We start from the raw sequence: 26,699 nt of genomic DNA, 5'->3' as shown, positions 1-26,699 counted from the left end.
ATAATTAACCCAAGACTAATGGGCGAAAAACACCGATAATTCACCCCTAATGACTCATTACCGATGAAGCGTCTTGGTTAATGGCTGCTACAGACTCACATATTTAGTGGAAATCATATTCAATGGAAATCAAAGTTAATTTTCTCGACAATCTTAGACTTGAAGCCAAGTTTGATGATTTTACCGTGACCGCCGATCAGCCGATCCGCTACAAAGGTGATGGTTCTGCCCCTAGTCCGTTTGATTATTTTTTAGCGTCATCAGCCCTGTGTGCGGCCTATTTCGTGAAGGTATATTGCAAAGCCCGTGATATTCCAACGGATAATATTCGCCTGTCGCAAAATAATATTGTTGATCCTGAAGATCGCTATAACCAGATTTTCCAAATTCAGGTTGAGCTACCCGAAGATATTTCCGATAAAGATCGCGAAGGTATTTTGCGCTCGATTGACCGTTGTACCGTTAAAAAAGTGGTACAAACGGGGCCAGAATTTAAGATTGAAACCGTTGAAAACCTCGATGCCGATGCAAACGCTATGCTGATGGGGCATCCAGAGGGTGAGAGCAGCACTTATATCTTGGGTAAAGATTTACCGCTGGAGCAGACCATTGCCAATATGACGGCGATGCTCGCCGATCTAGGCATGAAGATTGAAATCTCATCCTGGCGCAATATTGTGCCGAACGTGTGGTCACTGCATATCCGCGACGCAGCCTCGCCAATGTGTTTTACCAATGGCAAAGGCGCAACCAAAGAAAGCGCGCTGTGCTCGGCACTCGGTGAGTTTATTGAGCGGTTAAACAATAACTTTTTCTATAACGATCAGTTCTTTGGCGTTGAGATCGCCAATAGCGAATTTGTGCATTACCCCAATGAAAAGTGGTTTGCATTAGAAGAAGACGATTCGCTGCCAGCGGGTATTTTGGATGACTATTGTTTAGAGATTTATAACCCAGATGAGGAGCTTTGCGGCTCGCACTTGATTGACACCAATTCGGGCAATATTAAGCGCGGTATCTGTGCGATTCCTTATACCCGTAAATCCGACGGTGAAACGGTTTACTTCCCGTCAAACCTGATTGAAAACCTCTTCTTAAGCAATGGTATGAGCGCGGGGAATAACCTTAACGAAGCCCATGTGCAGTGTTTATCAGAAATTTTTGAACGTGCCGTTAAACGCCAAATCATTGAGCAAGAAATTGTCTTGCCCGATGTGCCTATGTCTGTGCTGGAAAAATACCCTAGCATTTTGGCTGGCATTAACGGTTTAGAAGAACAAGGTTTCCCCGTGGTGGTAAAAGATGCCTCACTCGGCGGCCAGTTCCCGGTAATGTGTGTCACTTTGATGAATCCGAAAACCGGTGGTGTATTTGCCTCTTTCGGCGCGCACCCAAGCTTTGAAGTGGCGTTAGAGCGCAGCCTAACGGAATTGCTGCAAGGTCGCAGTTTTGAAGGGTTAAACGATGTGCCAAAACCCACTTTTAACAGTATGGCGGTGACTGAGCCTGAAAACTTTGTTGAGCACTTTATCGACTCAACGGGCGTGATTTCATGGCGCTTTTTTAGCAGCAAGCATGACTATGAGTTCTGCGAATGGGATTTCTCCGGCACTAACGAAGAAGAAGCGGAACGCTTATTCGGCATCTTAGAAGACCTAGGGAAAGAGGTGTATATTGCTGAGTTTACCGATTTAGGCGCCTCGGCCTGTCGTATTCTTGTGCCTGATTATTCTGAGATTTATCCTGTTGATGACTTGATTTGGGACAACACCAACAAGGCGTTGGCGTACCGTGAAGATATCTTAAATCTGCATTCATTAAGCACTAAACAACTGGCTAATTTGGTTAACCGTTTAGAAGAAAGCCAACTCGATAACTACACGGATATTCGTACCCTGATCGGCATTGTATTTGATGAAAATACCGTGTGGGGTAAGTTGACAATTATCGAGCTGAAAATATTGATTTATTTGGCACTCGGTGAGCATGAAGAGGCCCTTGAGTTGGTCGGTGAGTTCCTGCAATTTAACGATAACACGGTTAAACGTGGTTTGTTCTACCAAGCGATGAATGCCGTGCTGGAAGTGACCTTAGATGAAGACCTCGAACTCGAAGACTTTATCCATAATTTCACCCGTATGTTTGGTGAGGAAGTGATGAATGAGGTGGTTGGCAGTGTCACGGGTAAAGTGCGCTTTAGCGGACTAACCAAGACCAGTATGCAACTTGAGGGTATTGAGCCGCATTTAAGGCTTATTGAAAGCTATAAAAAACTGCATCAAGCCCGTAAAGCTAAAATGGTTAATTAACCTGATTTATTGATTGATAACTCAGTATCTAAAGCGAACTCTAGGGTTCGCTTTTTTTATGGCTTCACCTTAAAGAATTTGAATTCCCGCATTAGGCTTCAGGCCCACTTAAAATAAATGTTCCATATTTATGACTTACATCAATGTTGTGATGTAACAGGCTATTGCCCACAAATATTGGGCTGCTTTATTCTGTTCGATATGGATTTTATCTAGGTTGGGATACCAACATGATAGTGTCATCAGTGAATGGCCGTTTGCGTCTTAGAATGCCCGCCGAAAAGTTAACCTGCTTAAGCCTGTTGCAACAGCAACTCGAAGCGTTGCCCGAAACACTGGCGGTTCGGGTTAATTGGTCTGCGCGCAGTCTTATTCTCACCTATCAGCCGTCATATCCTAAGGCTGAAATGGAACAAAAACTAACGCAGTTGATAGAGAATTTCGTGGGGCAGGTTGAGGCGCCCATCGCATTAGATGTAAACCAGCATCAAATTTCACGTCCTAGAAAACATGCTCGGCGTCGAGATATTAATCGAGTCGCCAAAACCGCCGCCATTATTAGCCTGCCATTATCCATTGGGCTTGTGTATTCCGGATTTAAACGCTGGCATGCCATTACGGGATGGTGTTTTGTTGCCGCGGCGGCAACCCATGTATTCATTCACCGTAAGAATACTTTTCGTTAGTCACCCATTGATGATATTGCATGAATAAACTTGAAAAATTGCGAGAGCTGACTGAACACATTCTCGTTGCTCACCATGTACCGGGCAGGATCCGATTCAAACTAAAAAGCCATCTTCCCGATAATTTGAATTTAAAGGGGTTTAAGCACACACAACAGTTACTTCGATTTATGGAGTCAATACCTGGGGTTAAGTCGATACGCCCTAATATGTTAGCCCGTTCGTGTGTTGTGGAGTATGACACTAAAGTGCTCAGTGCATCATTGTGGGAATCGTTGTTGAAAGCGGAAGATAAACCCAATGTCATCGCTTTGTTAGATGAAGTAGAACAGCATTTTCAGTGGTTTAAGATGCAAAATACCTAACACTCATTCCGTTGCTTTTGTTCAAAGGAGAGATAAATGAATCCAATATTAACCTTATTACTCGGTGCTGCTACTGGCGCGACCTTGGTTAAACTGGCGCAAAAAAGTAATAGTAAAGCTTATGTTAAGCGAGCGCAGAAGAAACTTTATGAGTCAACGGCGTCGAGCCTCGAATCATTAGAGCAAACATCGGCTAAATTGCGACATAAACTCGAAGCAACTGATAACGCAGAAGAGGTGAAATCTCAAACTGAGGAGTCAGGAGATGACACTAAAAACCAATGAGTTAAGTAATTTTTTTATTCGTGGAGCCGTGGCCGCAGCATTACTCACTGCGCTGCAACAGACGGATGGCGCTAAAAAGAAAAAGTCCAAGCCTAAAGCAAAAAAAGTGCTGAAACGTGCCTTACAGGGTGGTGTCGCGACTGCGGTGGGCATGGGGGTCGCGAATGCGGTAGAAGTGAAAGAGTATGAGCAGGCGCTGTTATTGCTATTGGGTGGTGGCGCAGGTATCGCAAGTATTGAATTACTCATCAAGGATTAATAACGAGGTATCGAACCATGGGCAAAAAGAAAAACAAACAGTTAAAAAAGCAACTTCAAGGAAGTATCCCAGCGGGTATGACAGTTGAAGAGTTACTTGCAAGTGCCGCAGGCGGCAAAAAAAGCAAGGGGCTACTCGGTGCGATACAAAACAATACCAGTAATCAGTTTTTACTTGGTGCATTACTTGGCGCAACGGCTGCTTATGTGTTGAGCAACGATGAGATGCGCGAGAAAATTGTTCGTTCAGCCGTAAAACTGTATACCGATATTGCTGGCGGGATGGAAGAGCTTAAAGAACAGGTTGCAGATATCCAAGCTGAAATGGCAGTCCAGACTGGTGATGATGAACAATAATGCCGCAGTATTTAAAGCATTAGCTTTAGTCCACCATTGTACTAATCGGGTTCGATGGCGTTATTCTTTAGCAACGAATAGCCAAGAGCTCAAAGGCTTAGCATTGGCCATTGAGAATCTCGATGAGGTGTATTCTGCGAGGTTTAATCCCAAAGCTCGTTCCTTAATTGTTAGCTATAACGCGTCTAAAATATCGATTGAGAAATTAGCCAGCCGAGTGCTACAGGTTAAGCCTGTCATTTTGGTTGCGGGTGATGGCCAAAATAAAGAGAGCCACCCCGCCCCCCAAAGACTGTTGCTGAATCTTGCGACATTAATCAGTGTGAATTTTTTACCTATATCGATGCGCTTGCCCGTCTCTCTATTGTCGGCATTGTCTGTGCTAAGGCATGGTGCTGAGGATGTTGTGAGTAAAGGGTTAACTTCTCATGCGCTAGAAGCCTTGGCCGTGACTATCTCCCTTGGCAGTGGTGATTATATTGCTGCTAATACCACAGCCTTTATGTTGGAGTTAGGCGAATACCTCGAAGACTCTATCGCTCGTCGATCTGACGATATGCTGAAAACCTTGTTGCAGCCCTCGGATAAATTTGTATGGGTTGAACGCAGTGGTGTAGAAATCCAAGTGGCAACCAATGAAGTGGTTGTCGGCGATACCGTGATCGTGGGTGCAGGTGCTGTGCTGCCTGTAGACGGTACTGTGCTTGGGGGAGAGGCTTATGTTAATGAAGCCTCAATGACAGGCGAAAGTATGGCAACCCGGAAAAAACGGGGTGATACCGTATTGTCGGGTACGGTTGTGGAAGATGGCAGATTGAGGATCTACGCAGAGCATGTCGGTGTGGGAACCGCGGCGGCGCGTATTGCGGATTATGTCGAACAATCGCTCACAGCCAAAAGTGACGTCCAACTTCAGGCTTCATCATTAGCCGATAAATTGGTGCCCCGAGTACTCACATTAGCAGGTGCCACTTATTTAGTTTCTGGTAACTGGCAGCGCAGTGCCGCTGTTTTACAAGCCGATTATTCCTGCGCATTAAAGCTCGCTACACCAGTGGCATTTAAATCGGCCATGTATCGTGCAGGTAAAAACGGGATTTTAATCAAAGGGGCTACAGCGTTAGAACGACTCGCTCAGGCAGACACTTTTATTTTTGATAAAACGGGTACGCTTACTAAAGGTAATCTTGATGTGACCGACTCAGTGGCGTTTGATAGTACCTATTCTGCGAATGATTTGATCTGGCTGGCAGCCTCAGTAGAGGAGCACTATTTTCACCCGTTGGCCATGGCGGTAGTGGAGGCTTCACAAAGCATTGATGGTCGACATTTTGATCACTCTGAAGTGGAGTTTATCGTTTCCCACGGTGTGGCGAGTGAAATTGATGGGAAACGTATTGTTGTCGGCTCTCGGCATTTTATTGAAGAAGATGAGTGTATTGATGTAACACCTTATCTTACTGAAATTGAAAGATTATACAGTGAAGGTAAAACCTTACTTTATATTGGATTTGGTGGTGTACTAATCGGTGTTTTAGCACTTAGGGATGCCATTCGTGATGAAAGCGCAGCAACCATACATCGCTTAAAGCAATTAGGGGTAAAACGAATACTGTTACTTACTGGCGATCAGCAGGAGCGTGCTTTGGAGCTTGCCAAAGATCTTGGTATCGATGAAGTGTATGCAGAGCTATTGCCAGAAGATAAAGCCGAGATCATTGAGCGACTGAGTCAAGCGGGGTGCAATATTGCCTTTGTGGGGGATGGTATTAATGATGCGCCTGCGTTAGCGGGGGCTCATGTTGGTATTGCTATGCAAAAAGGAGCTGATATTGCGCGTTTATCCGCAGATATTGCGCTCTTGCAGGATGACATTACCCGAGTGGCCGATGCGAAGGAATTAGCGAATTTATCTATGGCACTTATCCATGATAACTACCAGTTAACACTGAGGGCGAACACAGGAATACTAGGCGCTGCTGCCGTTGGTTTACTCAGTCCTGTAGCGGCATCTATATTACACAATGGCACGACTATTGGTATTTTGCTCAAGGCCTTACGGGGAAATCGCCGCATAATTAGGGCGTGTTGACGTTTCAGGGTTATTTTTGCAGCGAGTTGGCTGGCTTTTATGCAAGGTAAAGCCCGTGCGGTGTAGTTATTCTACATAAACGGGCGATAACGCAGCAGAAACGCAAGCCAAACGCTGCCCGAAGGGTTAGTCTGGCAAGCTCTTGCTCTTTGTCACTCGTCATTTGAGTAGAATAACTACACGTCACTCCTCGTTTCGCGATCACGAGCTTGCCAGAACGAACAAAATTTAATCTCGAAACGTCAACACGCCCTAATACGGCCTAATATCATCTACGGCCTAATATCATCGTTAGAAAGCAAGTTGATCGCGTTTTAGCCGTAAAAGCAAATACCCCTACAGGTGTTAGCTTTTACGGCTTTATATTATACAGCGGGACAGAGTTGTGCTTTTAGCTCATCTTCACTGGTAAAACCGCGATATCCCTTCACTAACTCTCCCTTTGCATTTAAGAGCAGTAGGATCGGGGTTGCGGGTATGCCGCCCATTTCTTTGAGTAACTCTGGCGGTGCGCGGTAGGCTTCAAAGGGAAAATTAAGCCGAAATAGTGCACGCTTTAGCGTTAAATGATCGCCATTCACCCCCAGTGCAACAGGGTGAATAGGCTGACCACAATCTTGCTGTAGTTTTTTGAGTACTACGGATTGTTTGATACACCAAGGGCATTCAGGCTCAAAAAACATGATTGCCGTAGGCTGGCCCTCAAGATGGGAAAGGTGAGTGAGTTTTTGGTCACGCAGAGATTGAAACTGATAGTCGCGGGTAAGCTGCGCCGCCTGTAGAGGCGCGGCGCAGCAAACTAGCACTAATATGATTTGACGTAACATTAGAAGGCTAACTTCATGCCGGCGTAAATCTCTCTGCCACGCAGCGGTCCGTAGATATATCCCACGTCAAAGGCACCTTCAGCATCGTAAAAAAGCGGTGTTTCTTCATCACCCGCTTGGGTGTAATCAAATAAATTGCTGACACCACTGTAAAGGGACAGATATTCATTTAACTGATAGCTAACACGTAAGTCTACTGTGAGGTAAGACGGTGCATCCGTGGTCTTTTTAGAGTCAGGATCGACTTGACCATTGGCATCTAAACGGTTGTAACCTTCATAACCATATTTGGATAAATCACGACTGCCCACCCAAACAACATTAGCGAAGAATTCCCAATCGTTGACATCCCAGTCGAAGGTGAGCGTAAGCCTTTCCTCTATTGGTGCAATTGCATAGGATGATTTGAATACCGAATCGTAATCAAAATGCTCAGCCGTTAGGCTTAATGTCATGTCATCGGTCAATCGGTAACCTAATGCAATATCGCTGGTTATCACCGTCGCTTTTTCATCGAGCTGAGTGAGTAATGGAATACCAAGGTCATTGGTGGTTAATGCGGCAAGATGCTCCACCTCTGTCCATGCGATAGAGGCGGTAGAGGTGAGTTTTTCACCTTCATAACTTAATGCATAGCTGGCTGAGTTTGAGCGTTCTAACTCGTCGATATCAATGTCAAAACCCAGTGAACCGTCTAATATGCCGTGGTCGGTTTCAAAGAAGGAGAGTGGGGCACGATAGCCTCGTCCTGCTGAGACCCGAGAGGTCCATTCATCATTGTGACGTAGGCGTACATCCAGTCGTGGGGACAGAATGGATTCATCGAGTTCAGTACCCGGTTTGTTAGGATCGGTAAAATCGGCGGTGATAGTGTCGTAACGCAGTGCCATGGCAATTTCGAGTGCTTCAGTTGCTTGCCATGTATCCTGTATATAAACCCCTTTCACATCATAATCAAAGGAGTCAGAAGCATAATTGGGGTTGGCGCTGCCTGCGCGGGAGTGGGAGCGCATTTCTTCGGTGCGTAAATCTGCGCCAAAGGTCAGTAGTTGGTTTTCTGTCAGTAGGTAATTAAAACGCGCATCGAAGAACCACATTTTGTCTTCGGCGGTATAATCAAAACCTTCATAGAATGAGTCTTGCTTATGTTCGGCATAGCTTGCGGCTAAATGCATATTCCAGTCATCGCTGAATTCTTTAAGCCAAGCTAATGAAGCCTCATTGCGCTCTGTTTTGATCCATTCAGTGGTTTCCCATGCTTTACCTGTAAATGGTTTGCGAACATCCCCATCTTCAAACAGTTGTTGTGGTTCACTAAATTGATCGTCAAAACCGGATAATACATTGCCAATGCTTGAGGCTGTGCCATCGGCAAAGGTGCTCCCTAACATAGGCCCACCAAAAATTTCTGATTGAATATTGGCAATACGTAACACGAGATTGTCTGTGTCTGTGACGTCCTGTGACACTCTGGCGGTTAGGCTGCGGTTTTCTTGCTGCGGCGCTTCGTTGACCTTGTTATGATCGGCGTCAAACTGATCTCTATCATCGTATTGGGCAACTAAAGTCGCACGGGTACGGCCATCTTCACTCACTCCCTTACCTAGGAAGCCCATTTTCCGATAACCATTTTCACCCGCAGATACATCGAGTTCGGCACCATTTTCTGTGGGTTCGTAGCTGATAATATTGATCGTGCCACCAATCGCTTCGGGAGCAATTAATGACGCGCCCGCCCCACGGGCAACTTCAATACGTTCTATCCCTGTGGTAGGGATAGCATCTACGGCATAGTAGCCCGAGATCATGGTATGTACAGGTAAGCCATCGACTAAAATCGTGGTTTGCTCGCCTTTCATACCGTTCAGCATAATGCGTTTAACACCACACATTGAGCATTCGTTAGAAACCTTTACTCCCGGCGAGTTATCAATCGCTTCTGATAAATTAACGGCATTTTTGTTTTCAATCGTGGTGGCGTTAATCACCTCGGTTTTCATTATGGTATTGGCTAATGTTCCTGCTTGTTCTAGCCGCTGCCTAACTCCGATAACACTCATACGTTCAATATTTGCTGTTTCAGCGCTATCAACTTCTTCAGCGACCACCAGTTGTGGGCTGAGTAAAATGGCTAAGATTGTGGCCAGATAAGTAGGTTTCACTCTCGTTTCTCCGTAAAATAGAAAGTGGCGCCATAGTATGCGAATGAGAATGGTTATTATTTGATGTGGATCGTGTTTTTAACATCTTTTTAAAACACGTATAAACGAGATGATAAAAATTTGATTAGGATCTTTTTTCAGAGGTATTGAGTATGCAGACCGCAGATGAATTTATTGAACATTTAGCACTAGAGCAGCACATTGAAGGTGGATATTACCGCTCATCCTACCGTTCTGATATGCCGTTTGATGACAATCGTGCACTATGGAGCAGCATTTATTTTCTACTGCGAACGGGGGAAGTGTCGCATTTTCATCGCCTCACGGCTGACGAGATGTGGTATTTCCATGCGGGGCAATCATTGACGATTTATATGATTTCTCCCGATGGCGAATTAACGACCGCGCAATTAGGGCTCGATTTAGCGGCGGGTGAGCGCCCACAGTTTTTAGTGCCCAAGGGCTGTATTTTTGGTTCAGCCATGAATCAAGCGGGATTTTCACTGGTGGGTTGTATGGTGTCCCCTGGGTTTACCTTCGAAGATTTCGAGTTATTTAGCCAAGAAACATTGTTAGCGCAATATCCGCAGCATAGAGATATTATTCTGCGACTTAGTAGAAGTGAGCACTGTTAAAGTTTAATTGTTAACATGACCTAGGTTGTTGGGCATAAAACAACCTTATTGTGCTGGATATTCCAATAATGGCGTAATAGGACTTGTCTATTAGTGTTTAACCACGTAAAACAAGTTTTTTTAGCCTACCTCGATGTAGCAAGTGTGATGGAGTAATTGAATTTGGAACACTTAGTGTGGGGGCCAGATCCTGTATTAATCTCGTTTATGGGAGTCAAAATACATTGGTATGGTGTCTTGTTTGCTGTGGCGATCACTGCGGGTTTTCAGGTGATGAAGCGCATGTATATCAAGGAACATCTCGATCTCGAATCCCTTGATAATCTGCTGATTTATTGTGTGGTTGGTATTGTTGTTGGCGCGCGCTTAGCCCATTGTATTTTTTACGATCCCGCATACTACTTCTCCCATCCATTGAAGATTTTGGCGATTTGGGAAGGTGGGCTTGCCAGCCATGGTGGGGGACTCGGGGCAATATTGGCCTTATATTATTACCAACGTAAGGTGAAGCTGCCCTTCCTCTTTTTATTGGATAGGCTGGCGATTGCGACTGCCATTTTTGGCTTTTTTGTGCGGATGGCGAACTTTGCCAACTCAGAAATTTTAGGTGAACCCACGACTCTGCCTTGGGCCATTATTTTTAACCGTGTTGACATGTTGCCAAGGCATCCGGCGCAGCTCTATGAGGCTTTTGCTTATTTAGCTATCTTTATTGGTTTGTATGCTTTGTATCAATATACGCAGATTAAACAAAGGCATGGGGCAATCTTTGGCTTATTTTTGGTTTTGGTATTTAGTGCAAGAATAGGCATAGAGTCGATTAAAGTGAGCCAAGCGGCTTACACAGAAACACTGCTCAGTGCGGGACAACTGCTTAGCTTACCTTTTTTAGCTGTGGGTATCGTCTTGCTGCTATTGGCGTATCGAAAGCCGCGGACATAAGTCCTAATATCATTGGGATAAGAATAAGGCTTTCTATTTGAATAGGAAGCCTTTTTTATTTATACCAATCGTATTAAACCTAAGCCATTAAAGAGATCGTTAGGATTTTTTCACAATATTGACTATCTGCACCATGGCATCCCGAGCGGAGCGGCTCACTCCTGCGAGTTGGAAGAAGCCGTGGATCACCCCAAGATAACGGCGGCAATGGGCATTTACGCCAGCCTCTAATAGATGTCTAAATAGCTGCTCCCCCTCATCGACAAGCGGATCAAACTCAGCGGTGATGATATGGGTTTCGGGTAAGCCTGCTAAGTCATCGCGGCGCAGTGGACTGGCTTCAACGTCGGTTCTAGGGTGCCAATCGAGGTACATATCAAATCCCGTGAGCAAGGTATCGCGGGTGATAATGTATTTTTCGCCATTATCACTATAACTCTGGCTTTTGGCAGTCGCATCGAGCATAGGATAAATAAGTACTTGTTTTTGTGGCAACCATTGCTCTTTGGCTTTTAAACGCAGGCAAGTGACTAAGGCTAAATGGCCGCCCGCGCTGTCGCCCATTAGGGTGATATTGTTTTTATCGCCACCCCATTGTGAACAATGTTGATAGATAACCTCGGCGGCATGGAAGGCATCGTCGTGGGCGGCGGGGTAAACGTGTTCAGGAGCGAGGCGATAATGAACGGCAATGACCAATGCTCCTGCATCATTGGCGAGTTTTCGCAGTTGCTGATTATGGGTTTCAACACCGCCGCTGACAAAGCAGCCACCATGGTAGTAAATCACTACAGGTAAATTGGTTGCCGCCGAAGGCTTAAATAAGGTGAGTTCTGCGCCATCGATTGAAACTGAGCGAACCTCAAATACCTCTTCAGGTTCACCTGCCAGTACCGTACTGGCAATATAACCTTGGCGACGTTCTGCTATTGTTTGGGCCCGCACCGATGGACAACCTGCTGCAATAAATTCGCCGACTAATTGTTTAATTCCTTCTTCCAAATAGAGTTGGCTCATTTTGTTCTCCTAAAATTCGATTGTATTACTGCGCCGTACCGCTGCGGTAAATTGCGTCGCTTGCGGGAGTTTATCCCTCGTATCATACAAATGGTAGTGACCTTGTCAGGCCTTATAAAAAATAAATGGTAATAAAATTACCATTACAATTGACTGTTAGTGTTAATGCGCTTAAATTTCCGCCTAAATCCGGCTGTCAGTCTGGTTTTAACTGAATAACGCTTTTTTTGTGAAATTAATTTTCAAAAAAGTAACATTAAAGTGTTATTTATGGATTAGTGACGCATGTGGTCGTTCTCGGTTATTTTGGGGATTGGCGACATAAGCGGTAAAACTGAACAAAAACTCTCTTACGATTTCATTCTCCATTTAGTAGGCATTTCTGTGGCAAAAGCACCCAAAACATTGCAGCAGCGCATGAGTATCGTGGCGCTGACTTGGCCTATTTTTATCGAGACCTTGCTGCAATCCTTGCTTGGAATAAGTGACATTTTTATGCTCAGCAACTATTCCGATAATGCGGTTGCTGCGGTTGGGCTCACCACTCAGTTGATGTTTTTTATGATGGTGATGTCCATGATGGTGAGCACGGGCGCGAGCATTTTGATTAGTCAACACAATGGTGCGGGACAACCGCAGCAGGCGATTGATATTGGTGTTGCAAGCATTGCTTTGAGTCTCGGCTTAGCCGTGGTGATGGGCGCCTCAATGTTTTTAGGTGCTAAGAGCATTATCGGTTTATTCGCCCTTGAGCATGAGGTTGCAGGCTTTGGATACGATTATTTAGTCATTTGCGGCAGCTTGAGCATAGGGCTAGTGATGAACATTGCCTTCGCCGCTATTTTGCGTAGTTATGGCTTTACCCGCTCGGCCATGTTAGTCACCTCGAGCACGGGCTTGATGAATGTGTTAGGCAATTATATTGCCCTGTATTCTCCCTTTGGTTTGCCTGTATACGGGGTAACAGGGGTGGCGATTTCTACTGTGACCAGCCAGATTATCGGTGCCTTTATTATGCTGATGGTGATCCGGCATAAGCAAATCCCGCTGCCGCTGCAACGACTTAAGCTCTTACCGCGCAGCACTTATTGGCGCGTGATGCGCATTGGCCTGCTTAATGCGGGTGAGATGCTGTCTTACAATATGGCGCAAATGACGATTATCTACTTTATTAGTCAGATGGGCACTTTATCGCTGACGGCTTATACCTATGGTTTGAACATTAGCCGTTTTATCTATTGTTTTGCAGTCGCACTCGGGCAGGCGACGCAAATCCAGACTGGATATTATGTGGGTAAACAATGGTTCGATGAAATCACCACTCGGGTGCAGCGTTACTGTTTGGTGGGTTTTATTGCTTCATTGACCATAGTATTGCTCTTCTACTGGCAGCGATTCGTTATTGTCGGCTGGTTGAGTGAAAACGAAGAAGTTATCCAACTAACAGCGTTATTGCTCGCAGGTTCCATCGCCCTTGAAACCGGACGAGTGTTTAATCTGGTGATTATCTCGGCCTTAAAGGGCGCTGGTGATGTGGCATTTCCCGTGCGGATTGGTCTCTTTAGTATGTGGGGCATTGGCGTGTTATTGGCTTGGTTCTTTGGCTTGCATTTAGGTTATGGCGTGTTGGCTGCTTGGCTTGCCGTTGCGGCAGATGAGTGGGTGCGTGGATTGATTATGGTGCAGCGTTGGCGCTCGGGTCGCTGGCAGCGTTTTACGCGTATTCCGCCAGTAACCCCAGCTTAACCTGTTCTGATATCAAAAGGTCAACGCTTATTGTTTGCCCCATTTACCCGATTTCAGCAGTTCATTTTTAAATTGTAGATACCTTGGGTGCCCTTCATAGGTTTCGATTTCCATAGTGCTATAAGGGGCAAAAATAGCCCCTGGAATTTGGAATCCTCTAGTAAGAACGTCTTCTAATGAAGGCATAAAACATTCTTTAATCGGGTCAAAATGGATTTTATAACTGGCATAGCCGCGCTCAATAAATCTATCGGTTATGGTTTTGAATAGCTGTCCAAAAGGTGTATTGAGCGTCTCTGGCGTGGAGTAATAAAAGCCTTGTCCGTACCAGTAGAGTAATAAGGCGGTACCTGCATCGCAGAGTGGATGTTCGATAATCGCCCTGACTATGTCGGGATCATCGTCATCCCAATTCAAGTTGGCCGCGACAAAATGCACTTCCTCCATACTTTGTAAGTCACTGATACAGGTGATTTGTGTCGCCGCTTTGCCAAAGTAGGTACTGTCTTGATGTAAAAAGTCGTAATCGGGATCGGCGAGTAATTTGGCGAGTTGTTGTTGATTGGCAAAACAGCCAAATTCTGCGCATTCATAGGCGCGAATAAATTGTTCTTGTGAGAGTAATTTAGCCAAGGGAATCCTTTCTTTTTATAGAAAATACAGTTTATAAAAAAATACAACGCCAGCCTTTACGTAGTAAAAGGCTGGCATAGAAGAAAAGGAGCGTAAAACGTTACGCTTGCTGTTGCAGCAGGGTACGGCACAGCTTAATAAAGTCCGATGAAGTGACTATACCGAGCACTTTTTTATCGGCATCGACGACGGGCAGGCAACCAAGTTTGTTCTCGATAAAATATTCCACCACAACGGTTAAAGGCTCATCGGCAGTTAAGTGCTGGAATTCTTTTTCCATAACAGTGTTAATCGGTGTGTAGCGTTCTTTGCGATCGAGTGCCCCTTGGCCGTATTTATTGAGCATAGACAGCACGCTGGCAATCATTTTTTTGTGGGTGAGTATACCTACAAGGGTGCCATCGGTTTCAGAAATGACGGGCAGATGGCGAACATTACGGGTTTGCATGAGATGATGGGCATCTTTTAGGCTGGCGCCATCGCTAATGCAGATGGTGTTTTGGCTCATAATATCGCTGACTTTCATCATATTAAATTCCTTCCTTGCGGTTCGCGAGCATCTGTCTTATGCCCTATAAAACGGGCTGAATTGAGCGTAGTTCGATGTTAGCAGCTTCTTCGCCCACTGTGCTAGTCCTGCATCAATAAAGTAGAACGTCTAGTATAACCATTTGAATTGATAGAGATCCTAAATGGATTATTAGGATGTCACCAATATGTAACAGTTATGTCCCACAATCTTGGCCTCATTAGACCTCATACCTGTAAATGTGAAGCGTAATCTAACAAGGGAATAATAATGAATCGTACCGTGACTCGTCGTGATTTTCTGGCTATGTCGGCCAAAGGTGTTGGCGTTGCTGTTATTTCCTACGGCTTGATGGGCTGTAGTGATAATGATGATAATGCTGTCCCCGCGCAATTTCTTCATGGGGTAGCCAGCGGCGATCCAGCCCATGATGCCGTTATCCTATGGACTCGTGTAACACCCGAGTCACAAGGTGATGTGAAAGTGAGTTGGCAAGTGGCGAGTGATGCGGCGTTTTCACAGTTAGTCACTACGGGGGAAACGGTGACTAATGCCAGCCGTGATTACACGGTTAAAGTGGATGCCCGTGGTTTACGTGCAGGGCAACACTATTTTTACCGCTTTAAGACGGGGGATAAAACTTCAGCGTTAGGTCAAACCCAAACTTTGCCAGAAGGTGAAGTCAGCTCAGTAAAGTTAGCCGTACTTTCTTGTTCTAATTTCCCTGCGGGTTACTTTAACGTGTATGAGTTAGCGGCGGCGCAGGACGATTTAGCTGCTGTGGTGCACTTAGGGGATTACATTTACGAATATCCTCGCGGTGGTTATGCCAGTGAACATGCGGCAGAATTGGGCCGAGAAGTGCTTCCCGCCAATGAGTTATTGAGCTTAAGCGATTATCGTACCCGTTATGGCCAGTACCGCACCGATGCGAGTTTGCAAAAATTACATGCCAAAGTGCCTTTTATCACGGTATGGGATGACCATGAAGTGGCTAACGATACATGGCGTGATGGCGCAGAGAATCACAACGAAGATGAAGGGGATTTTACTGCTCGTAAAGAAGCGGCATTACAGGCTTATTTTGAGTGGCTGCCCATTCGCCCATGGCGTGAAGGCAACCATGAGGAGATTTACCGCAGCTTTAGTTACGGTAATTTAGTGGATCTACATATGCTCGATACTCGCGTGTTAGCGCGGGATAAACAGCTCGATTATGCTGATTATATGGATGCCACTACAGGCACCTTTGATGGCGAGCGTTTTCTTACGGATGTGACATCGACCTCGCGTACGTTATTAGGTTTGACACAGTTATTATGGTTGCAAGGTACATTATTACAGGCAACGGGTAAGTGGCAGGTGTTAGGTCAGCAAGTGTTAATGGGTAAAATGTCATTACCTGCGACGATTGCGACTCAGCAGATGAGCATTCCCCAATTTGCTATGTTAGGGGCTTTAGCTAAGTTAGCGGCGCGTGCAGCGGCCAATGATCCCACCTTAACGGCCCAAGAATTACAATATCTCCAAGCCAACCAAGCCTTATTAACTCCAGAAGTGATAGCCCTGCTGCAATTGCCATCGATTCCCTATAACTTGGATGCCTGGGATGGTTATGCCTATGAGCGTGAAGTGATTTTAGGTACGGCTAAATCGAAAAATCTCAACCTAGTGGTGATTGCGGGTGATACCCATAACGCTTGGGCGAGTGAGCTTAAAGATATGAAGGGCGATACTGTTGGTGTGGAGTTTGCGACGAGTTCGGTATCCTCGCCGGGGCTTGAGTATTATTTGAATCTCCCTGCAGAACAGATCCCGGCAACCGAAGCGGCGATTGTCGAGTTAGTGCCAGATCTTAAGTACACCAACTTGAAAGACCGCGGCTTTATGACGCTGACATTCACTCCCGATGCGGTGCGCAGCGATTGGCATTATGTGGACACGATTTTGTCGAAGGATTTCCAACTTGCAACGGCGCGTAGTTACAGTGCGGTGACGAAAGCGGGTGAGCACACGATTAATCCTGTGAGTTAATGCCTTGGCGTGTTCTATGTTGGCTACCTTAGGGTGGCCTTTTTTGTTAGTTTCATCCTAAAAATACAAAATAAATGGCTGTTACCGCCCAAGTTCTTATTATTACTGCAGCACTGCGGTTTTTTTTGGTATAAAATTCGCTCCCAAAATTCGGCGGCTGCCTACACTTGCTAGGACTCTTGTGAAGAGAATGCTGTTCTCGTGTTTTGGACGCCGAACAGACCTACTAGGTAAAAGCATTCGCTTTAGCCACCTGAAAATAAATAATCGCGATGGGGACGGTGTCATGTCAGAAAAGTATTTTGTTACCGCACAGCAACTGCTGGAAGATTCATTTTTATTAGCTTCACAAGTGTATGAGAGTGGTTTTCGTCCGCAGTTTATCGTGGGTATATGGCGTGGCGGTGCTCCAATTGGGATTGCAGTTCAAGAGTTTTTCGATTTTAAACAAGTAGAAACTGACCATATCGCCGTGCGTACTTCCTCTTACTATGGTATTGGTACCGACAAGCAAAGCAAAGAAATCAAAGTGCATGGCCTGCATTACATCGTTGAAAATGCAAATGCCAGTGATGGATTATTGATTGTCGATGATGTGTTTGATTCAGGCCGTAGCATCCATGCATTAAAGGAAAAGTTAAGCCAGCTTATGCGCTTAAACATGCCACAGGATATCCGTATTGCTTGCCCTTACTACAAACCGAAAAATACCGCCGTGCCTTTAAAACCAGATTATTACATCCACGCTTCTGAAGATTGGTTAGTGTTCCCCCATGAAGTCACGGGATTAACGCCTGAAGAAATTGCTGAAGGAAAAGGTGATTTAAAGAATATTCAGCACCTTTTCAAATAATTTTAAAATTCATATCAATACAAATGCGTTAGCGGTCGCCGTTAGCGCATTTTTGCTTATTTAGGCCAAACTTGCCAAGCTAGTATGTGACTGGATTTGAGAAATGTTAGGCCGCAGAGTTAAATTGACCTTAGTGGTATTGCAAAGCAGAGGTCGTGATGTTCAGTGTCAGAACGATAGATGAATATGTGAAGCTAACATGAATATTTTCACTCGAGCGATCTTTCTAGGCTGAAATCAAGTAAACTGCGCTCCTTTTGTTTTATGATGAGCGTTTGGTTCGCTTGATAAGACAAACGTGACAAGCATCATTTAGGAAACAGAGCAGAATGAGCAAGGGTAAAAAATACGATTTTCGCGTAACACAGGGCGATAATGGTTGGAAAACTGAAATCACACGTCGCATGACATCCACTAAAACCGTAGTGTCTAAAAGTCACGATGGTTTTGCGACCGAAGCCGAAGCACAAGCTTGGGGCTTAACTGAATTACAAGTGTTTTTAGGTACGTTAACTGAGCGCAATAAACGTCGTTCAGAGAAACAAGCTAAAGCAAAATTAGCGGCAGCATTAGCGGCTGAAGCGGCAACTGATGCCGATGATCTTGATGAGGATGATTTCGACGAAGAGTAACACTCATTCGTTTATTTTTGTCTTATCAGCGAGAGTGACCCTAAAGCGGCATTGATGCTCTGGATGAGTCATTCTGGCTATCAACAATAAAAGGCGGATCTTAGGTTCCGTCTTTTGTGTTTTTGTTCTGCGCTAATTTGTTCTGCTCTACATTGAGCTGATAGCCTCATTTCACCTCATTTCCTCTTTTTAGTGCGCTCCCGAGTATTTAGCTTGTTCTAGTCTATTCAATATCGATATCGCTATTACCTTGTTTTGATAACACTTCAGCGTGATTACGTATTCTATACCATTAATAATTAACGATAATTATTATCATTTGATTTACTTGGATTCGGGTCTGTGTTCATATGTAGGGAATTCGAACGCACGTTTAACTTTTTAACGGTAAGGACACTCCTATGAAACGACTTCAATCCAGTTTATTGCTGTGTTTGTCAGTTTGGACCTCCATGAGTTATAGCCAGACCCTAGATACAGAGGCGTTGCGATTGTTACAGGTGTCACTAGACGATTCGACGTTAAATACACAAACTCAGTTAACCAATACGAAAAGAGCTTTAGCATTAGATCTAAGCCATCAATATGCGCAGCTTGAACCTATTTTACAGATGGAAATAAACCAGTATCAGCTAGCAGTGAATGCTGATGCAATCCTATCCCAACATACGCTTAATAGTCAGGTGATGACCAAAGCCGATGCCTCTATCCGCCGGGCGAAAGGGCTAAACTTAAGTGCGCAAGCGGATTCGTTGGTACAAGTGCGTTTGGCAGATGCGACTATGTTAGGGGCTTGGCAGCAAGGAGAATTGCCCTTATTTGCCTTTGAACCTGAGGGAGACGAGCGTCAGTGGGATTATATTGAAGCCTTTGATATTTATGGACAGGTGCATCAGTTAGATGTGTATAACCTGCCGCAGCCAGTGTTTGTGGTTGGTATTGATAGTAAAAAAGCCTTTATTGCTGGATTAAAGGTGATGCGATCTACTTTTGCCGAAGCACAAGTTAAACAAGGTGACAGGGCCTTTTTGAACCGTTCATCAAGTAAAGCGGTCGCCGATAAACCGATTTCAACTACAGTGATCAAGCAGATATCTTTGAAGGATGATCATGAACCTTGGATTTCTGGGGCTGCCGAGATTTATGCCATAGTGACAGGAGTTGACCCGAGTCGCGATAAACCAGTGCTCGATATTGTCGAAATGCCCTATTTAGATTATGCAGATACGACTTATTATCCAAATCAAGTCATTATTCATTGGGAGCGTTATCGCTGGGCTGCTGCGGATGTGATTTTAATGGAGCACGATGATGGCACTAACTATAAAGTGCTGGCGACTAAGTTGTTGGAAGCGGCTGAGCAGATCTTAAAATCGATCCCAGATCCTGAAGCTCAGGGCTATGCACTGATCCCACAAATCACTAATGGTATTCTAAGTGCGATGCCAGATGCGTGGTTTACTAATGACGATGATTTTGTCGACGTATATTACACATTACAAGAAGGGCTGGATTATCCTAACTTGAATGGTGCTAATGGCAATGCGATGACGACTTTTTCCCCGCTTGTTATTCAACCTAGGCATTAAAAACTTACGGCTATCCCGTCCTAAGATAGATAAAAGCGGATCCGAAGATCCGCTTTTTTGTAAAGTGAATGCGAGCCTAGCTCAATCTATGCACTTTACGCTTTTAGTTTAAAACTGCCTTGCATAATTGCCCAGTGGCCTGGGAAGCTACAGAAAAATTTGTAATCTTCCGCGGCATCCATTCCTTCTGTACTAAAGGTGATTGAAGTTGATTCACCGCCGCCTACCAATCCAGTGTGTGCTATTACGCGAGTATCATCAGCTTTTACATAGGCCGCATCGGCACCGGCACTCATTCCATCATTAGCGGCACCTGCCATATCAGCGGCTTTTGTTAATACCCAGTTATGGCCCATGGCAGCCTTTGGTAGGGTGCCTGTGTGTGTCAGAGTGAGGGTGACTTCTTTACAACTCGCAGGGACTGACAGTTCTTTTGTGTCAAATTGCATTGCATCAGTGGCAGCAATCTTCAACTCACATTCATTGGCACTCGCTTGACTCGCGACGAATAATCCTAAACCTAAAAGACTCACACTGGTTAGGTTACGTAAAGAGGTGCTCTTTGCTTTCATCTGGTACTTCCTTATTTAAACAAGGGGAAGTTGAGCCGTTTTGGCTCAACCATGCGCTGAAATAATAGCCAATTTGTATTAAATGGGAATGAATTAGTTTAGTAAATTATGTATATACAACTTTCGACTGAAAGCCGCGCAGTGCGACAATCTGTCGCACAAATGAGTGCCTAGTTAGGGACTTCGTGGCGGTAGGGGATGGCTCTTTGTGCGCCTTGGCGAGTCACCGTTATGGCGCTGGCGGCATTGGCAAATCCCACGGCAGCATCAATCGACATTCCCTCACTTAACCCGACAACTAAAGCACCATTAAAGGTATCACCCGCCGCAACGGTATCAACGGCTTGTACATTGATGGCGGGTACGAGCCCGGTAAAATGAGGACTGCTGATATAAGCACCCTTTGCCCCTAAAGTGATAACCACAATACCTACGCCCTGTTGATGCAGCAATTGTGCGGCGAGATGCGCATCATCGAGGTGATTAATCTCGACGCCAGTCAGTGCCGCGGCTTCGGTTTCATTTGGGGTAATAATATCCACCCACTGAAGATAATTAGGTCCTAATACTTTGGCTGGAGCAGGGTTTAATACTGTCGTAACGCCCAGTCTTTTCGCCATTTGTAGTGCTTTTGCTACCGTCGTCAATGGGGTTTCTAACTGGATAAGCAGGTACTGTGCATTCGCAAATAGGGCATAATAATTTTCTAAATCTTCAGGTAACAGCTCCGCATTAGCACCTGCGGCAACGCCAATGGTATTTTCACCGTTGTCACCGATAAAAATCATGGCCGTTCCAGTACTCATATTGGATGTTTGAGTGATCCCTTCTGCACTAATGCCGTCTTTTAGCCAGCTTTGGAGCATATCATCGCCGACGCTGTCTTTGCCTAAGCGACAGATAAAATCAATGTGCGTATCTGGCTTGGCTAAACGTGCGCAGGCAACCGCTTGATTTGCTCCCTTACCACCGTGTTCAAGACGGTATTCTCGGCTCATCAAGGTTTGTCCTGCGGCGGGTAGGTATTCAAATTTCATCACATGGTCGGCATTGGCACTGCCGATAATGAGTATTTGACTCATAGACGATCCTCTGTCGATGTTATTTGCGATTGAGATAAGTGGGGTCATAAACACTGACACTTTCTACGAGCAAATCGACAAAACCTTGCCTATCGAGCCCAAATAATACCGTAGCATTGGCGGCTTTACCTGTAAGCTGATAGCGATCAACCACTGTCATGCCTAGGGTCAACTCACTTTGGGTTTCAATACTGACCCAGCAATCTTGCGCTTCAAATAGTTCAGGTTTAAGCAACCAAGCAATAGTGCAGGGATCATGCAGTGGCGCGCCAATAAAGCCCCATTTAGGATCTCTGTGGTAAATCATAAAGAAATCCAATAATTCGGCGACGCACTGAGCAATGGGATTTTGAATCGCGCGAATGCGCTCAATATCTTCATCCATGATCTGCGCCTGATGGGTTACATCGAGCCCACACATGGTAATGGGAATACCTGATTTGAATACAATATCGGCGGCTTCGGGGTCGACAAAAATATTAAACTCGGCGGCTGGGGTCCAATTACCGACACCGGCTGCGCCGCCCATTAGCACTATGCGCTCAATCTTATGGTGTAACTCGCTATGACTCGCTAGTAAAAGGGCGATATTAGTCAGCGGCCCTGTGGGAATTAATGTGACAGGTTTTGTACTGTGGCGAATTTGCTGCGCCATTAACTCCACTGCGGTAATGGGTTGAGGGCTAAAACTTGGATTAGGTAATACAGGACCATCGAGTCCTGTTTCCCCGTGAACATTGTCGGCAATAATCAGTTCGCGGGCTAAAGGTTTGATCGCACCACCGGCCACAGGGATATCACCGCGATTTAACAGCGTTAAGATCCGTAAGGCATTATTGAGGGTTTTATCTGGGGTTTGATTGCCTGCGCTAGTTGTGACGGCAAGGGGAACAAGCTCTGGGTGAGCTAAAGCTAATATAAGCGCGATAGCATCGTCATGGCCGGGATCGCAATCCAGAATAATAGGGCGAGTCATACTGTTACTCCTTTAAACAGATACTGTGGTGCATTAGAGTAGCATGCTTAATATTTTGAGGAAGTTAGATTATTCGACTCAAGAGGCAAAGTGTGAACTTTTGCGCCTTTTCGCGATAAGCTGCTAGAATCGCGCGCATTTTATTGCTGTAAAAATTGAGTGCTGTAAAAATTGAGCGATACAACAAATACAAGGAAATAGTAATGCGAGCTAATCGAATCTCTTGGCCAATGGCTGTGCTAGCGGGCATGGTTGCTGTACAACTCGCAGGCTGTAGCGACCCTAAACCTACGGCTGTAATTGAAAGCAATAACGAATCATTAGTGCAGTTTGATAACGGTAAACTCATTCAATTGAAGGAAAAACCGAGTCCACAATACCGTCATATTCCCTGTGATTTACCCACGCTAGCCTCCGTTATAGCAAATAATATGGCTATTGCAGCTATCACCCAAAATGGCGATGTGATCACTTGGGGTAACAGTTTTAGCGGCGGCGATAGCCGTGAAGTGACAGATCAACTTAAAGATGTCATCCAAATTGTGCCAGTTAAGGACGGCTTTGCTGCGCTGCGTAAGAATGGCACTGTGGTGTACTGGGGTAATGCGGGGAAATTGAGCCTCGACAAAGCACTACAAAACCGCATGACCAATATTACCAAGTTGTTCGCCAATCAAGAGGCCATTGCTGCTCTAGATGCCAATGGCAAAGTACACACTTGGGGTTATGGCCCGTATGGTGGTAATAGCTTACATGTGCAGGATCAGCTTATTGATGTAGTTGATATCGTTGCTGCAGGGCGAAGTTTTACGGCACTAAAAAAAGACGGTAGTACTGTGATTTGGGGAAAAATTGAAAGCTCTACCAATATGAAAAAGCTGCTACCGCAACTTAAGGATGTCGTCAGCGTCGAGTACACTCATGGTACCTTTGCTGCTTTGAAAAAGGATGGCACTGTCGTGACTTGGGGGCATAGTAGTGATGTTTATCCTATTCGCGGTGCGTTACAGGATGTGGCCAGTATTACGACAAATCGCTGTGCCTTTGCCATCTTAAGTCCTACGGGCGAGGTGCACTTTTGGGGTAATTCAACGAACTGCGGTATCGATTGGCTCAAGCAAACGGGTATTAAAGGTGTGAGCAGTATTGTTAGCGTAGATACAGGTTTTTTGTTATTGCGTGACAATGCTGTACCGCAAATTATCGTCGACGATACTGACTACGCTTATCTGTATGGTTTTCATTATGCCCAAGACATTCTCAATCAATATTGGCAGGAAGGGAGCCGTATTATCAACGGGCAAGCATCATTTGTGTTTATTCGCCCAGATGGTAAGGTCGTGCCAGTAGGCTATCGAGCTAATCTCGAAAATGTCCAAAAGTTAATAGCAAGCATTCCGCGATTAACTTGGTTAGGTGCAACAGATGATGGTTATGTCGGGCTCAGTGAAAAAGGAGAGTGGGTATCTTGGTCGATGAATACCGATACGTTTGCTACATCTTCTGTAAAGGTTGCCGATTCACTCGTGATTAAGCCCCTCGATTTTTCGGCTCCAACACAATGTGAAACGCAGGAGCAGCGTCAGGACATTTTGAGTAAAGAAAGACCAAAGCCTGAAGTTAAAATGTGGTCGTTTAGCGAATAGGTGCTTGTTTGAGTTTAATGGACTTTCATCCGTATAGACGTCTATAATGCTCGCGCTTGATGTAGAGTAGATAGGTATAAAGAAATGAATGACGTTTCTTTAGCCCTATATATCAAATTTTTAGTCAACCTTCTGAGGTGCTTGCGTGCTCAGGCCGCGAGATAATCGGGAAGCCAGTGAGATTCTGGCACTGCCCCCGCAACGGTAAAAGGTGAGAGAAGACCGCGTTTGATAAGTGAGTTCAAGACAGAACCCGATAATCAGAATGTGAAAGGTCAGTCTCGCGTTAATCCAACTTTTAATGGATTAACATAGCCTAAGTCCGGAGACCGGCCCTAAAGGTGTTTTTGAGATTTCGGTGGGCAGATCTCAAAATGCGATAATCACCGTCAGTATTTACGCTTAATCAACGGTATCGTGGCGTCAATGCCCCGTTTTCCTTGTAGGAGTTAAAGGTAAAATGGGAACAAATCCAACTAAAATCGCGCTGCTGATCGGCAGCCTTTGCAGTTTTTCAATTATCGCGCCCGCTCTGGCGGCCGACGATACCCATACCGCTAGAGTCGATGAGCATCTTGTCGTGATTGGCCGTACAGACAATACCCCGCTAAACATTGCTGCCAATGTGAATGTGATTGATGCCGCTGCAATTGAAATGAGCGGTGCAACGAGTTTGACTGATGTACTACGCGGTCGAAGCGGTATTCAAATTTCGGATAATAATATTGGGACTAGCTTTGCGATGCGCGGTTTTAGCGCCAGCACTGCTGTTAACAATACACTGATTTTACTCGATGGCCGTCGTCTGAATAATATCGATATCGCTGCGCCAAGCCTCAATGCGATTCCGCTTAACCTTGTTGAACGTATTGAGATTTTATCGGGCAGTGCGGGTGTGCTTTATGGCGACCAAGCTGTCGGTGGGGTGATTAACATTGTGACTAAGTCACCCGAAAATACTAGCGGTAGTGTGCAATTATCGGGTGGCAGCTTTGATACCTATGAAGGTCGCGGTGATATTTCTGGCGCCATCAATAAAGACTGGCGTTACTTTTTTACAGGTAGCTACAACCAAGGTGATAACTATCGCAAGCATAATGCCAATGAAACTGGCTCGATTTTAGGCCGTATTCAATATAAAACTGATACAGATGCTTTCTTTGTTGAAACCAGCTATTACGATGATGACCGTGAAAATCCCGGTTCACTTACCAAAGATCAATTTAAACAAAACCCTCGTCAATCTTCCAATAAAAGCGAATATGTCCATGAGATGACCACCGCGGCGCGCAGTGGTTATGAGCATCAGCTTAACCCAAATTGGGCCTTAGCGGCGGATCTGGATTATAGCGATACCTTAGTGACCTCGCTGAACTGGGGGGCTGGTAGTCATAATACCCGTTCACTCTTAATGTTTAGTCCTAAGGCCTTAGCAAATTACACCACTCGCCAAGGTGAGCTAAATCTAGTGACAGGTTTAGATCTTAGCCGTGGTAAGGCCGACTATAACACTATGGCGCGTAGCAATGTGCAAGAAATGCAAAGTGCTTATGTACAGGCCACAGTGCCATTAAGCCACAGCTTAAGCTATGTGGTAGGTGGACGTTATGCGCGGGTGACCGACGAGTTAGTCGATGGCAATGTCTATCCAAATGGTATTGATTTAGATGAGGATGCGACCGCATTCGAGTTCGGTCTAAACTATCGCCCAAGCGCCGAGCACCGATTCTATCTACGCGGCGATGAAAACTTCCGTTTCGCTAAGGTCGATGAGCAAGCCTACACCCCGAAAGATGTCTATGGCCTAAAGCCGCAGACGGGCCGCTCCTATGAGGCGGGTTGGGATTGGACTGTTGCTAGCCAAAGCCTGCGCGTAAGCTTATACCGCCTCGATTTAGAAGATGAAATTGTCTTCGACCCCAGTGCGGAAAAACCTGTTGGTGGTAGTTTCCAAGGCGCGAACGTCAATGCCGATGCCTCACGCCGTTATGGTGCGAGCGCAGACTGGGATTGGCAGATCACTCAAGCACTGCAATTAGGGCTTGAATATAACTATATCGATGCCGAATTTACCGATGGGGTGAATGATGGTAAAGCACTGTCTTGGGTGGCAAAACATACTGGACGTGGTTATATCAGTATGGATTTCGCCGAACATTTCCAAGTGTTTGCCGAGGCGATTTATACGGGAAATCGTTTTATTGAAGGCGATAATGCTAATGAAGGCGATAAGCTGGCAAGTTACGTGCTTGGTAATTTAGCCTTAAATTATAATCGTGATGCTTGGTTAGCAAGTCTACGCGTCGATAATTTGTTCGATAAAGAATATGTTAGCTCAGGTTATTATGGTGGTGGTTTGTGGGATAGTTATTATTCTGGCCGAGGTCGTGATATCCGTCTAACTTTAGGTTATCGCTTCTAATCACTTAAAAAATATATTTAGCCACCTTTAAATCATTTTTAAGGTGGCTT

24 protein-coding genes and 1 riboswitch are annotated in these 26,699 nt (G+C 45.2%); of the genes, 16 read left to right on the top strand and 8 right to left on the bottom strand.

The window, feature by feature from the left end; genetic code table 11:
- Nucleotides 1–122: 122 nt before the first annotated feature.
- The 7 genes from JEZ96_RS15945 (at nt 123) to JEZ96_RS15915 (ending at nt 6,352) form a co-directional block, all read left to right on the top strand.
- Nucleotides 123–2,309: an OsmC domain/YcaO domain-containing protein gene (locus JEZ96_RS15945; protein ID WP_061783119.1), complete on the top strand. Its 2,187-nt coding sequence runs from the start codon at nt 123–125 to the stop codon at nt 2,307–2,309.
- Between the two features lie 230 nt (nt 2,310–2,539).
- Nucleotides 2,540–2,995 carry a hypothetical protein gene (locus tag JEZ96_RS15940; protein ID WP_229781389.1) on the top strand — a complete coding sequence of 152 codons (456 nt, stop codon included), beginning with the start codon at nt 2,540–2,542 and terminating at the stop codon, nt 2,993–2,995.
- Nucleotides 2,996–3,015: 20 nt separating this feature from the next.
- Nucleotides 3,016–3,360 carry an HMA2 domain-containing protein gene (locus JEZ96_RS15935; RefSeq protein WP_011788125.1) on the top strand — a complete coding sequence of 115 codons (345 nt, stop codon included), beginning with the start codon at nt 3,016–3,018 and terminating at the stop codon, nt 3,358–3,360.
- A 36-nt stretch (nt 3,361–3,396) separates the two neighbouring features.
- Nucleotides 3,397–3,645 (top strand): hypothetical protein, encoded by a 249-nt coding sequence (locus JEZ96_RS15930; protein ID WP_025007539.1) that lies wholly within the window; start codon nt 3,397–3,399, stop codon nt 3,643–3,645.
- Entirely contained in the window at nt 3,626–3,904 is a 279-nt protein-coding gene (locus tag JEZ96_RS15925) for a hypothetical protein (protein WP_011788127.1), read from the top strand. The genes JEZ96_RS15930 and JEZ96_RS15925 overlap by 20 nt, the downstream gene beginning before the upstream one ends.
- A 17-nt stretch (nt 3,905–3,921) precedes the next feature.
- The gene (locus JEZ96_RS15920) at nt 3,922–4,260 is read left to right on the top strand and encodes a YtxH domain-containing protein (protein WP_025007540.1); all 339 of its coding nucleotides are present in this window, start codon (nt 3,922–3,924) and stop codon (nt 4,258–4,260) included.
- Nucleotides 4,247–6,352, top strand: coding sequence for a heavy metal translocating P-type ATPase (locus JEZ96_RS15915; RefSeq protein ID WP_188959965.1), 2,106 nt, complete (start codon nt 4,247–4,249; stop codon nt 6,350–6,352). The genes JEZ96_RS15920 and JEZ96_RS15915 overlap by 14 nt, the downstream gene beginning before the upstream one ends.
- Before the next feature lie 365 nt (nt 6,353–6,717).
- Here JEZ96_RS15915 and JEZ96_RS15910 read toward each other — a convergent pair whose 3' ends face one another.
- A complete protein-coding gene (locus tag JEZ96_RS15910) occupies nt 6,718–7,179 on the bottom strand; it encodes a TlpA family protein disulfide reductase (RefSeq protein WP_011788130.1) in 462 nt (153 codons plus the stop codon).
- Nucleotides 7,179–9,341 (bottom strand): TonB-dependent receptor plug domain-containing protein, encoded by a 2,163-nt coding sequence (locus JEZ96_RS15905; RefSeq protein ID WP_011919942.1) that lies wholly within the window; start codon nt 9,339–9,341, stop codon nt 7,179–7,181. Before JEZ96_RS15905 ends, JEZ96_RS15910 begins: the two co-directional genes overlap by 1 nt.
- Nucleotides 9,342–9,493: 152 nt before the next feature.
- Here JEZ96_RS15905 and JEZ96_RS15900 point away from each other — a divergent pair, with 152 nt between their 5' ends.
- Both JEZ96_RS15900 and lgt read left to right on the top strand, forming a co-directional pair.
- Nucleotides 9,494–9,976, top strand: a complete 483-nt coding sequence (locus JEZ96_RS15900) for a cupin domain-containing protein (RefSeq protein ID WP_011919941.1) — start codon at nt 9,494–9,496, stop codon at nt 9,974–9,976.
- Nucleotides 9,977–10,138: 162 nt separating this feature from the next.
- Nucleotides 10,139–10,918: a prolipoprotein diacylglyceryl transferase gene (gene lgt, locus JEZ96_RS15895; RefSeq protein ID WP_011788133.1), complete on the top strand. Its 780-nt coding sequence runs from the start codon at nt 10,139–10,141 to the stop codon at nt 10,916–10,918.
- Between the two features lie 99 nt (nt 10,919–11,017).
- Here lgt and JEZ96_RS15890 read toward each other — a convergent pair whose 3' ends face one another.
- Nucleotides 11,018–11,935 (bottom strand): alpha/beta hydrolase, encoded by a 918-nt coding sequence (locus tag JEZ96_RS15890; protein ID WP_025007541.1) that lies wholly within the window; start codon nt 11,933–11,935, stop codon nt 11,018–11,020.
- Nucleotides 11,936–12,319: 384 nt separating this feature from the next.
- Here JEZ96_RS15890 and JEZ96_RS15885 point away from each other — a divergent pair, with 384 nt between their 5' ends.
- Nucleotides 12,320–13,681, top strand: a complete 1,362-nt coding sequence (locus tag JEZ96_RS15885) for an MATE family efflux transporter (RefSeq protein ID WP_025007542.1) — start codon at nt 12,320–12,322, stop codon at nt 13,679–13,681.
- Between the two features lie 27 nt (nt 13,682–13,708).
- Here JEZ96_RS15885 and JEZ96_RS15880 read toward each other — a convergent pair whose 3' ends face one another.
- A complete protein-coding gene (locus JEZ96_RS15880; RefSeq protein WP_025007543.1) occupies nt 13,709–14,314 on the bottom strand; it encodes a DUF4274 domain-containing protein in 606 nt (201 codons plus the stop codon).
- A gap of 100 nt (nt 14,315–14,414) precedes the next feature.
- The gene (locus JEZ96_RS15875; protein WP_025007544.1) at nt 14,415–14,840 is read right to left on the bottom strand and encodes a CBS domain-containing protein; all 426 of its coding nucleotides are present in this window, start codon (nt 14,838–14,840) and stop codon (nt 14,415–14,417) included.
- Nucleotides 14,841–15,113: 273 nt separating this feature from the next.
- On the opposite strand from JEZ96_RS15875, the gene JEZ96_RS15870 reads away from it, so the two are divergent.
- The 4 genes from JEZ96_RS15870 to JEZ96_RS15855 all read left to right on the top strand — a co-directional run bounded on the left by JEZ96_RS15870 (nt 15,114) and on the right by JEZ96_RS15855 (nt 19,951).
- Nucleotides 15,114–16,877 (top strand): alkaline phosphatase D family protein, encoded by a 1,764-nt coding sequence (locus JEZ96_RS15870; protein ID WP_025007545.1) that lies wholly within the window; start codon nt 15,114–15,116, stop codon nt 16,875–16,877.
- Nucleotides 16,878–17,163: 286 nt separating this feature from the next.
- A complete protein-coding gene (locus tag JEZ96_RS15865) occupies nt 17,164–17,730 on the top strand; it encodes a phosphoribosyltransferase (protein ID WP_011788139.1) in 567 nt (188 codons plus the stop codon).
- 329 nt (nt 17,731–18,059) lie between these two features.
- Complete coding sequence (locus tag JEZ96_RS15860) at nt 18,060–18,362, top strand: DUF3622 domain-containing protein (protein ID WP_011788140.1); 303 nt, start codon at nt 18,060–18,062, stop codon at nt 18,360–18,362.
- A 401-nt stretch (nt 18,363–18,763) separates the two neighbouring features.
- Nucleotides 18,764–19,951 (top strand): DUF3103 domain-containing protein, encoded by a 1,188-nt coding sequence (locus JEZ96_RS15855; protein ID WP_061783454.1) that lies wholly within the window; start codon nt 18,764–18,766, stop codon nt 19,949–19,951.
- A 95-nt stretch (nt 19,952–20,046) separates the two neighbouring features.
- Here JEZ96_RS15855 and azu read toward each other — a convergent pair whose 3' ends face one another.
- The 3 genes from azu to rihA form a co-directional block, all read right to left on the bottom strand.
- Complete coding sequence (gene azu, locus JEZ96_RS15850; protein ID WP_014611302.1) at nt 20,047–20,523, bottom strand: azurin; 477 nt, start codon at nt 20,521–20,523, stop codon at nt 20,047–20,049.
- Between the two features lie 170 nt (nt 20,524–20,693).
- A complete protein-coding gene (rbsK, locus tag JEZ96_RS15845) occupies nt 20,694–21,605 on the bottom strand; it encodes a ribokinase (RefSeq protein ID WP_025007546.1) in 912 nt (303 codons plus the stop codon).
- A 19-nt stretch (nt 21,606–21,624) separates the two neighbouring features.
- Entirely contained in the window at nt 21,625–22,581 is a 957-nt protein-coding gene (rihA, locus tag JEZ96_RS15840) for a pyrimidine-specific ribonucleoside hydrolase RihA (RefSeq protein ID WP_011788144.1), read from the bottom strand.
- A gap of 203 nt (nt 22,582–22,784) precedes the next feature.
- On the opposite strand from rihA, the gene JEZ96_RS15835 reads away from it, so the two are divergent.
- Entirely contained in the window at nt 22,785–24,227 is a 1,443-nt protein-coding gene (locus JEZ96_RS15835) for an RCC1 domain-containing protein (protein ID WP_061783453.1), read from the top strand.
- A gap of 118 nt (nt 24,228–24,345) precedes the next feature.
- Nucleotides 24,346–24,579, top strand: a riboswitch (cobalamin riboswitch).
- Between the two features lie 108 nt (nt 24,580–24,687).
- Nucleotides 24,688–26,649 (top strand): TonB-dependent receptor, encoded by a 1,962-nt coding sequence (locus JEZ96_RS15830; protein WP_025007547.1) that lies wholly within the window; start codon nt 24,688–24,690, stop codon nt 26,647–26,649.
- The last annotated feature ends 50 nt before the right edge of the window (nt 26,650–26,699 follow it).

Origin of the sequence: Shewanella putrefaciens (assembly GCF_016406325.1) — a bacterium.
Taxonomy (GTDB): Bacteria; Pseudomonadota; Gammaproteobacteria; order Enterobacterales; family Shewanellaceae; genus Shewanella; species Shewanella putrefaciens.
This window is presented reverse-complemented; position numbering and strand designations above follow the sequence as displayed.

Bases quoted from the DNA above. Each gene is read 5' to 3' on its own strand.
- JEZ96_RS15870 (WP_025007545.1), top strand. From the start codon at position 15,114: ATGAATCGTACCGTGACTCGTCGTGATTTTCTGGCTATGTCGGCCAAA.
- JEZ96_RS15855 (WP_061783454.1), top strand. From the start codon at position 18,764: ATGAAACGACTTCAATCCAGTTTATTGCTGTGTTTGTCAGTTTGGACC.
- JEZ96_RS15925 (WP_011788127.1), top strand. From the start codon at position 3,626: ATGACACTAAAAACCAATGAGTTAAGTAATTTTTTTATTCGTGGAGCC.
- JEZ96_RS15875 (WP_025007544.1), bottom strand. From the start codon at position 14,840: ATGAAAGTCAGCGATATTATGAGCCAAAACACCATCTGCATTAGCGAT.
- azu (WP_014611302.1), bottom strand. From the start codon at position 20,523: ATGAAAGCAAAGAGCACCTCTTTACGTAACCTAACCAGTGTGAGTCTT.
- JEZ96_RS15915 (WP_188959965.1), top strand. From the start codon at position 4,247: ATGATGAACAATAATGCCGCAGTATTTAAAGCATTAGCTTTAGTCCAC.
- JEZ96_RS15920 (WP_025007540.1), top strand. From the start codon at position 3,922: ATGGGCAAAAAGAAAAACAAACAGTTAAAAAAGCAACTTCAAGGAAGT.
- rihA (WP_011788144.1), bottom strand. From the start codon at position 22,581: ATGACTCGCCCTATTATTCTGGATTGCGATCCCGGCCATGACGATGCT.
- JEZ96_RS15930 (WP_025007539.1), top strand. From the start codon at position 3,397: ATGAATCCAATATTAACCTTATTACTCGGTGCTGCTACTGGCGCGACC.
- rbsK (WP_025007546.1), bottom strand. From the start codon at position 21,605: ATGAGTCAAATACTCATTATCGGCAGTGCCAATGCCGACCATGTGATG.
- JEZ96_RS15935 (WP_011788125.1), top strand. From the start codon at position 3,016: ATGAATAAACTTGAAAAATTGCGAGAGCTGACTGAACACATTCTCGTT.
- JEZ96_RS15910 (WP_011788130.1), bottom strand. From the start codon at position 7,179: ATGTTACGTCAAATCATATTAGTGCTAGTTTGCTGCGCCGCGCCTCTA.
- JEZ96_RS15835 (WP_061783453.1), top strand. From the start codon at position 22,785: ATGCGAGCTAATCGAATCTCTTGGCCAATGGCTGTGCTAGCGGGCATG.
- JEZ96_RS15900 (WP_011919941.1), top strand. From the start codon at position 9,494: ATGCAGACCGCAGATGAATTTATTGAACATTTAGCACTAGAGCAGCAC.
- JEZ96_RS15865 (WP_011788139.1), top strand. From the start codon at position 17,164: ATGTCAGAAAAGTATTTTGTTACCGCACAGCAACTGCTGGAAGATTCA.
- JEZ96_RS15890 (WP_025007541.1), bottom strand. From the start codon at position 11,935: ATGAGCCAACTCTATTTGGAAGAAGGAATTAAACAATTAGTCGGCGAA.
- JEZ96_RS15860 (WP_011788140.1), top strand. From the start codon at position 18,060: ATGAGCAAGGGTAAAAAATACGATTTTCGCGTAACACAGGGCGATAAT.
- JEZ96_RS15830 (WP_025007547.1), top strand. From the start codon at position 24,688: ATGGGAACAAATCCAACTAAAATCGCGCTGCTGATCGGCAGCCTTTGC.
- JEZ96_RS15945 (WP_061783119.1), top strand. From the start codon at position 123: ATGGAAATCAAAGTTAATTTTCTCGACAATCTTAGACTTGAAGCCAAG.
- JEZ96_RS15940 (WP_229781389.1), top strand. From the start codon at position 2,540: ATGATAGTGTCATCAGTGAATGGCCGTTTGCGTCTTAGAATGCCCGCC.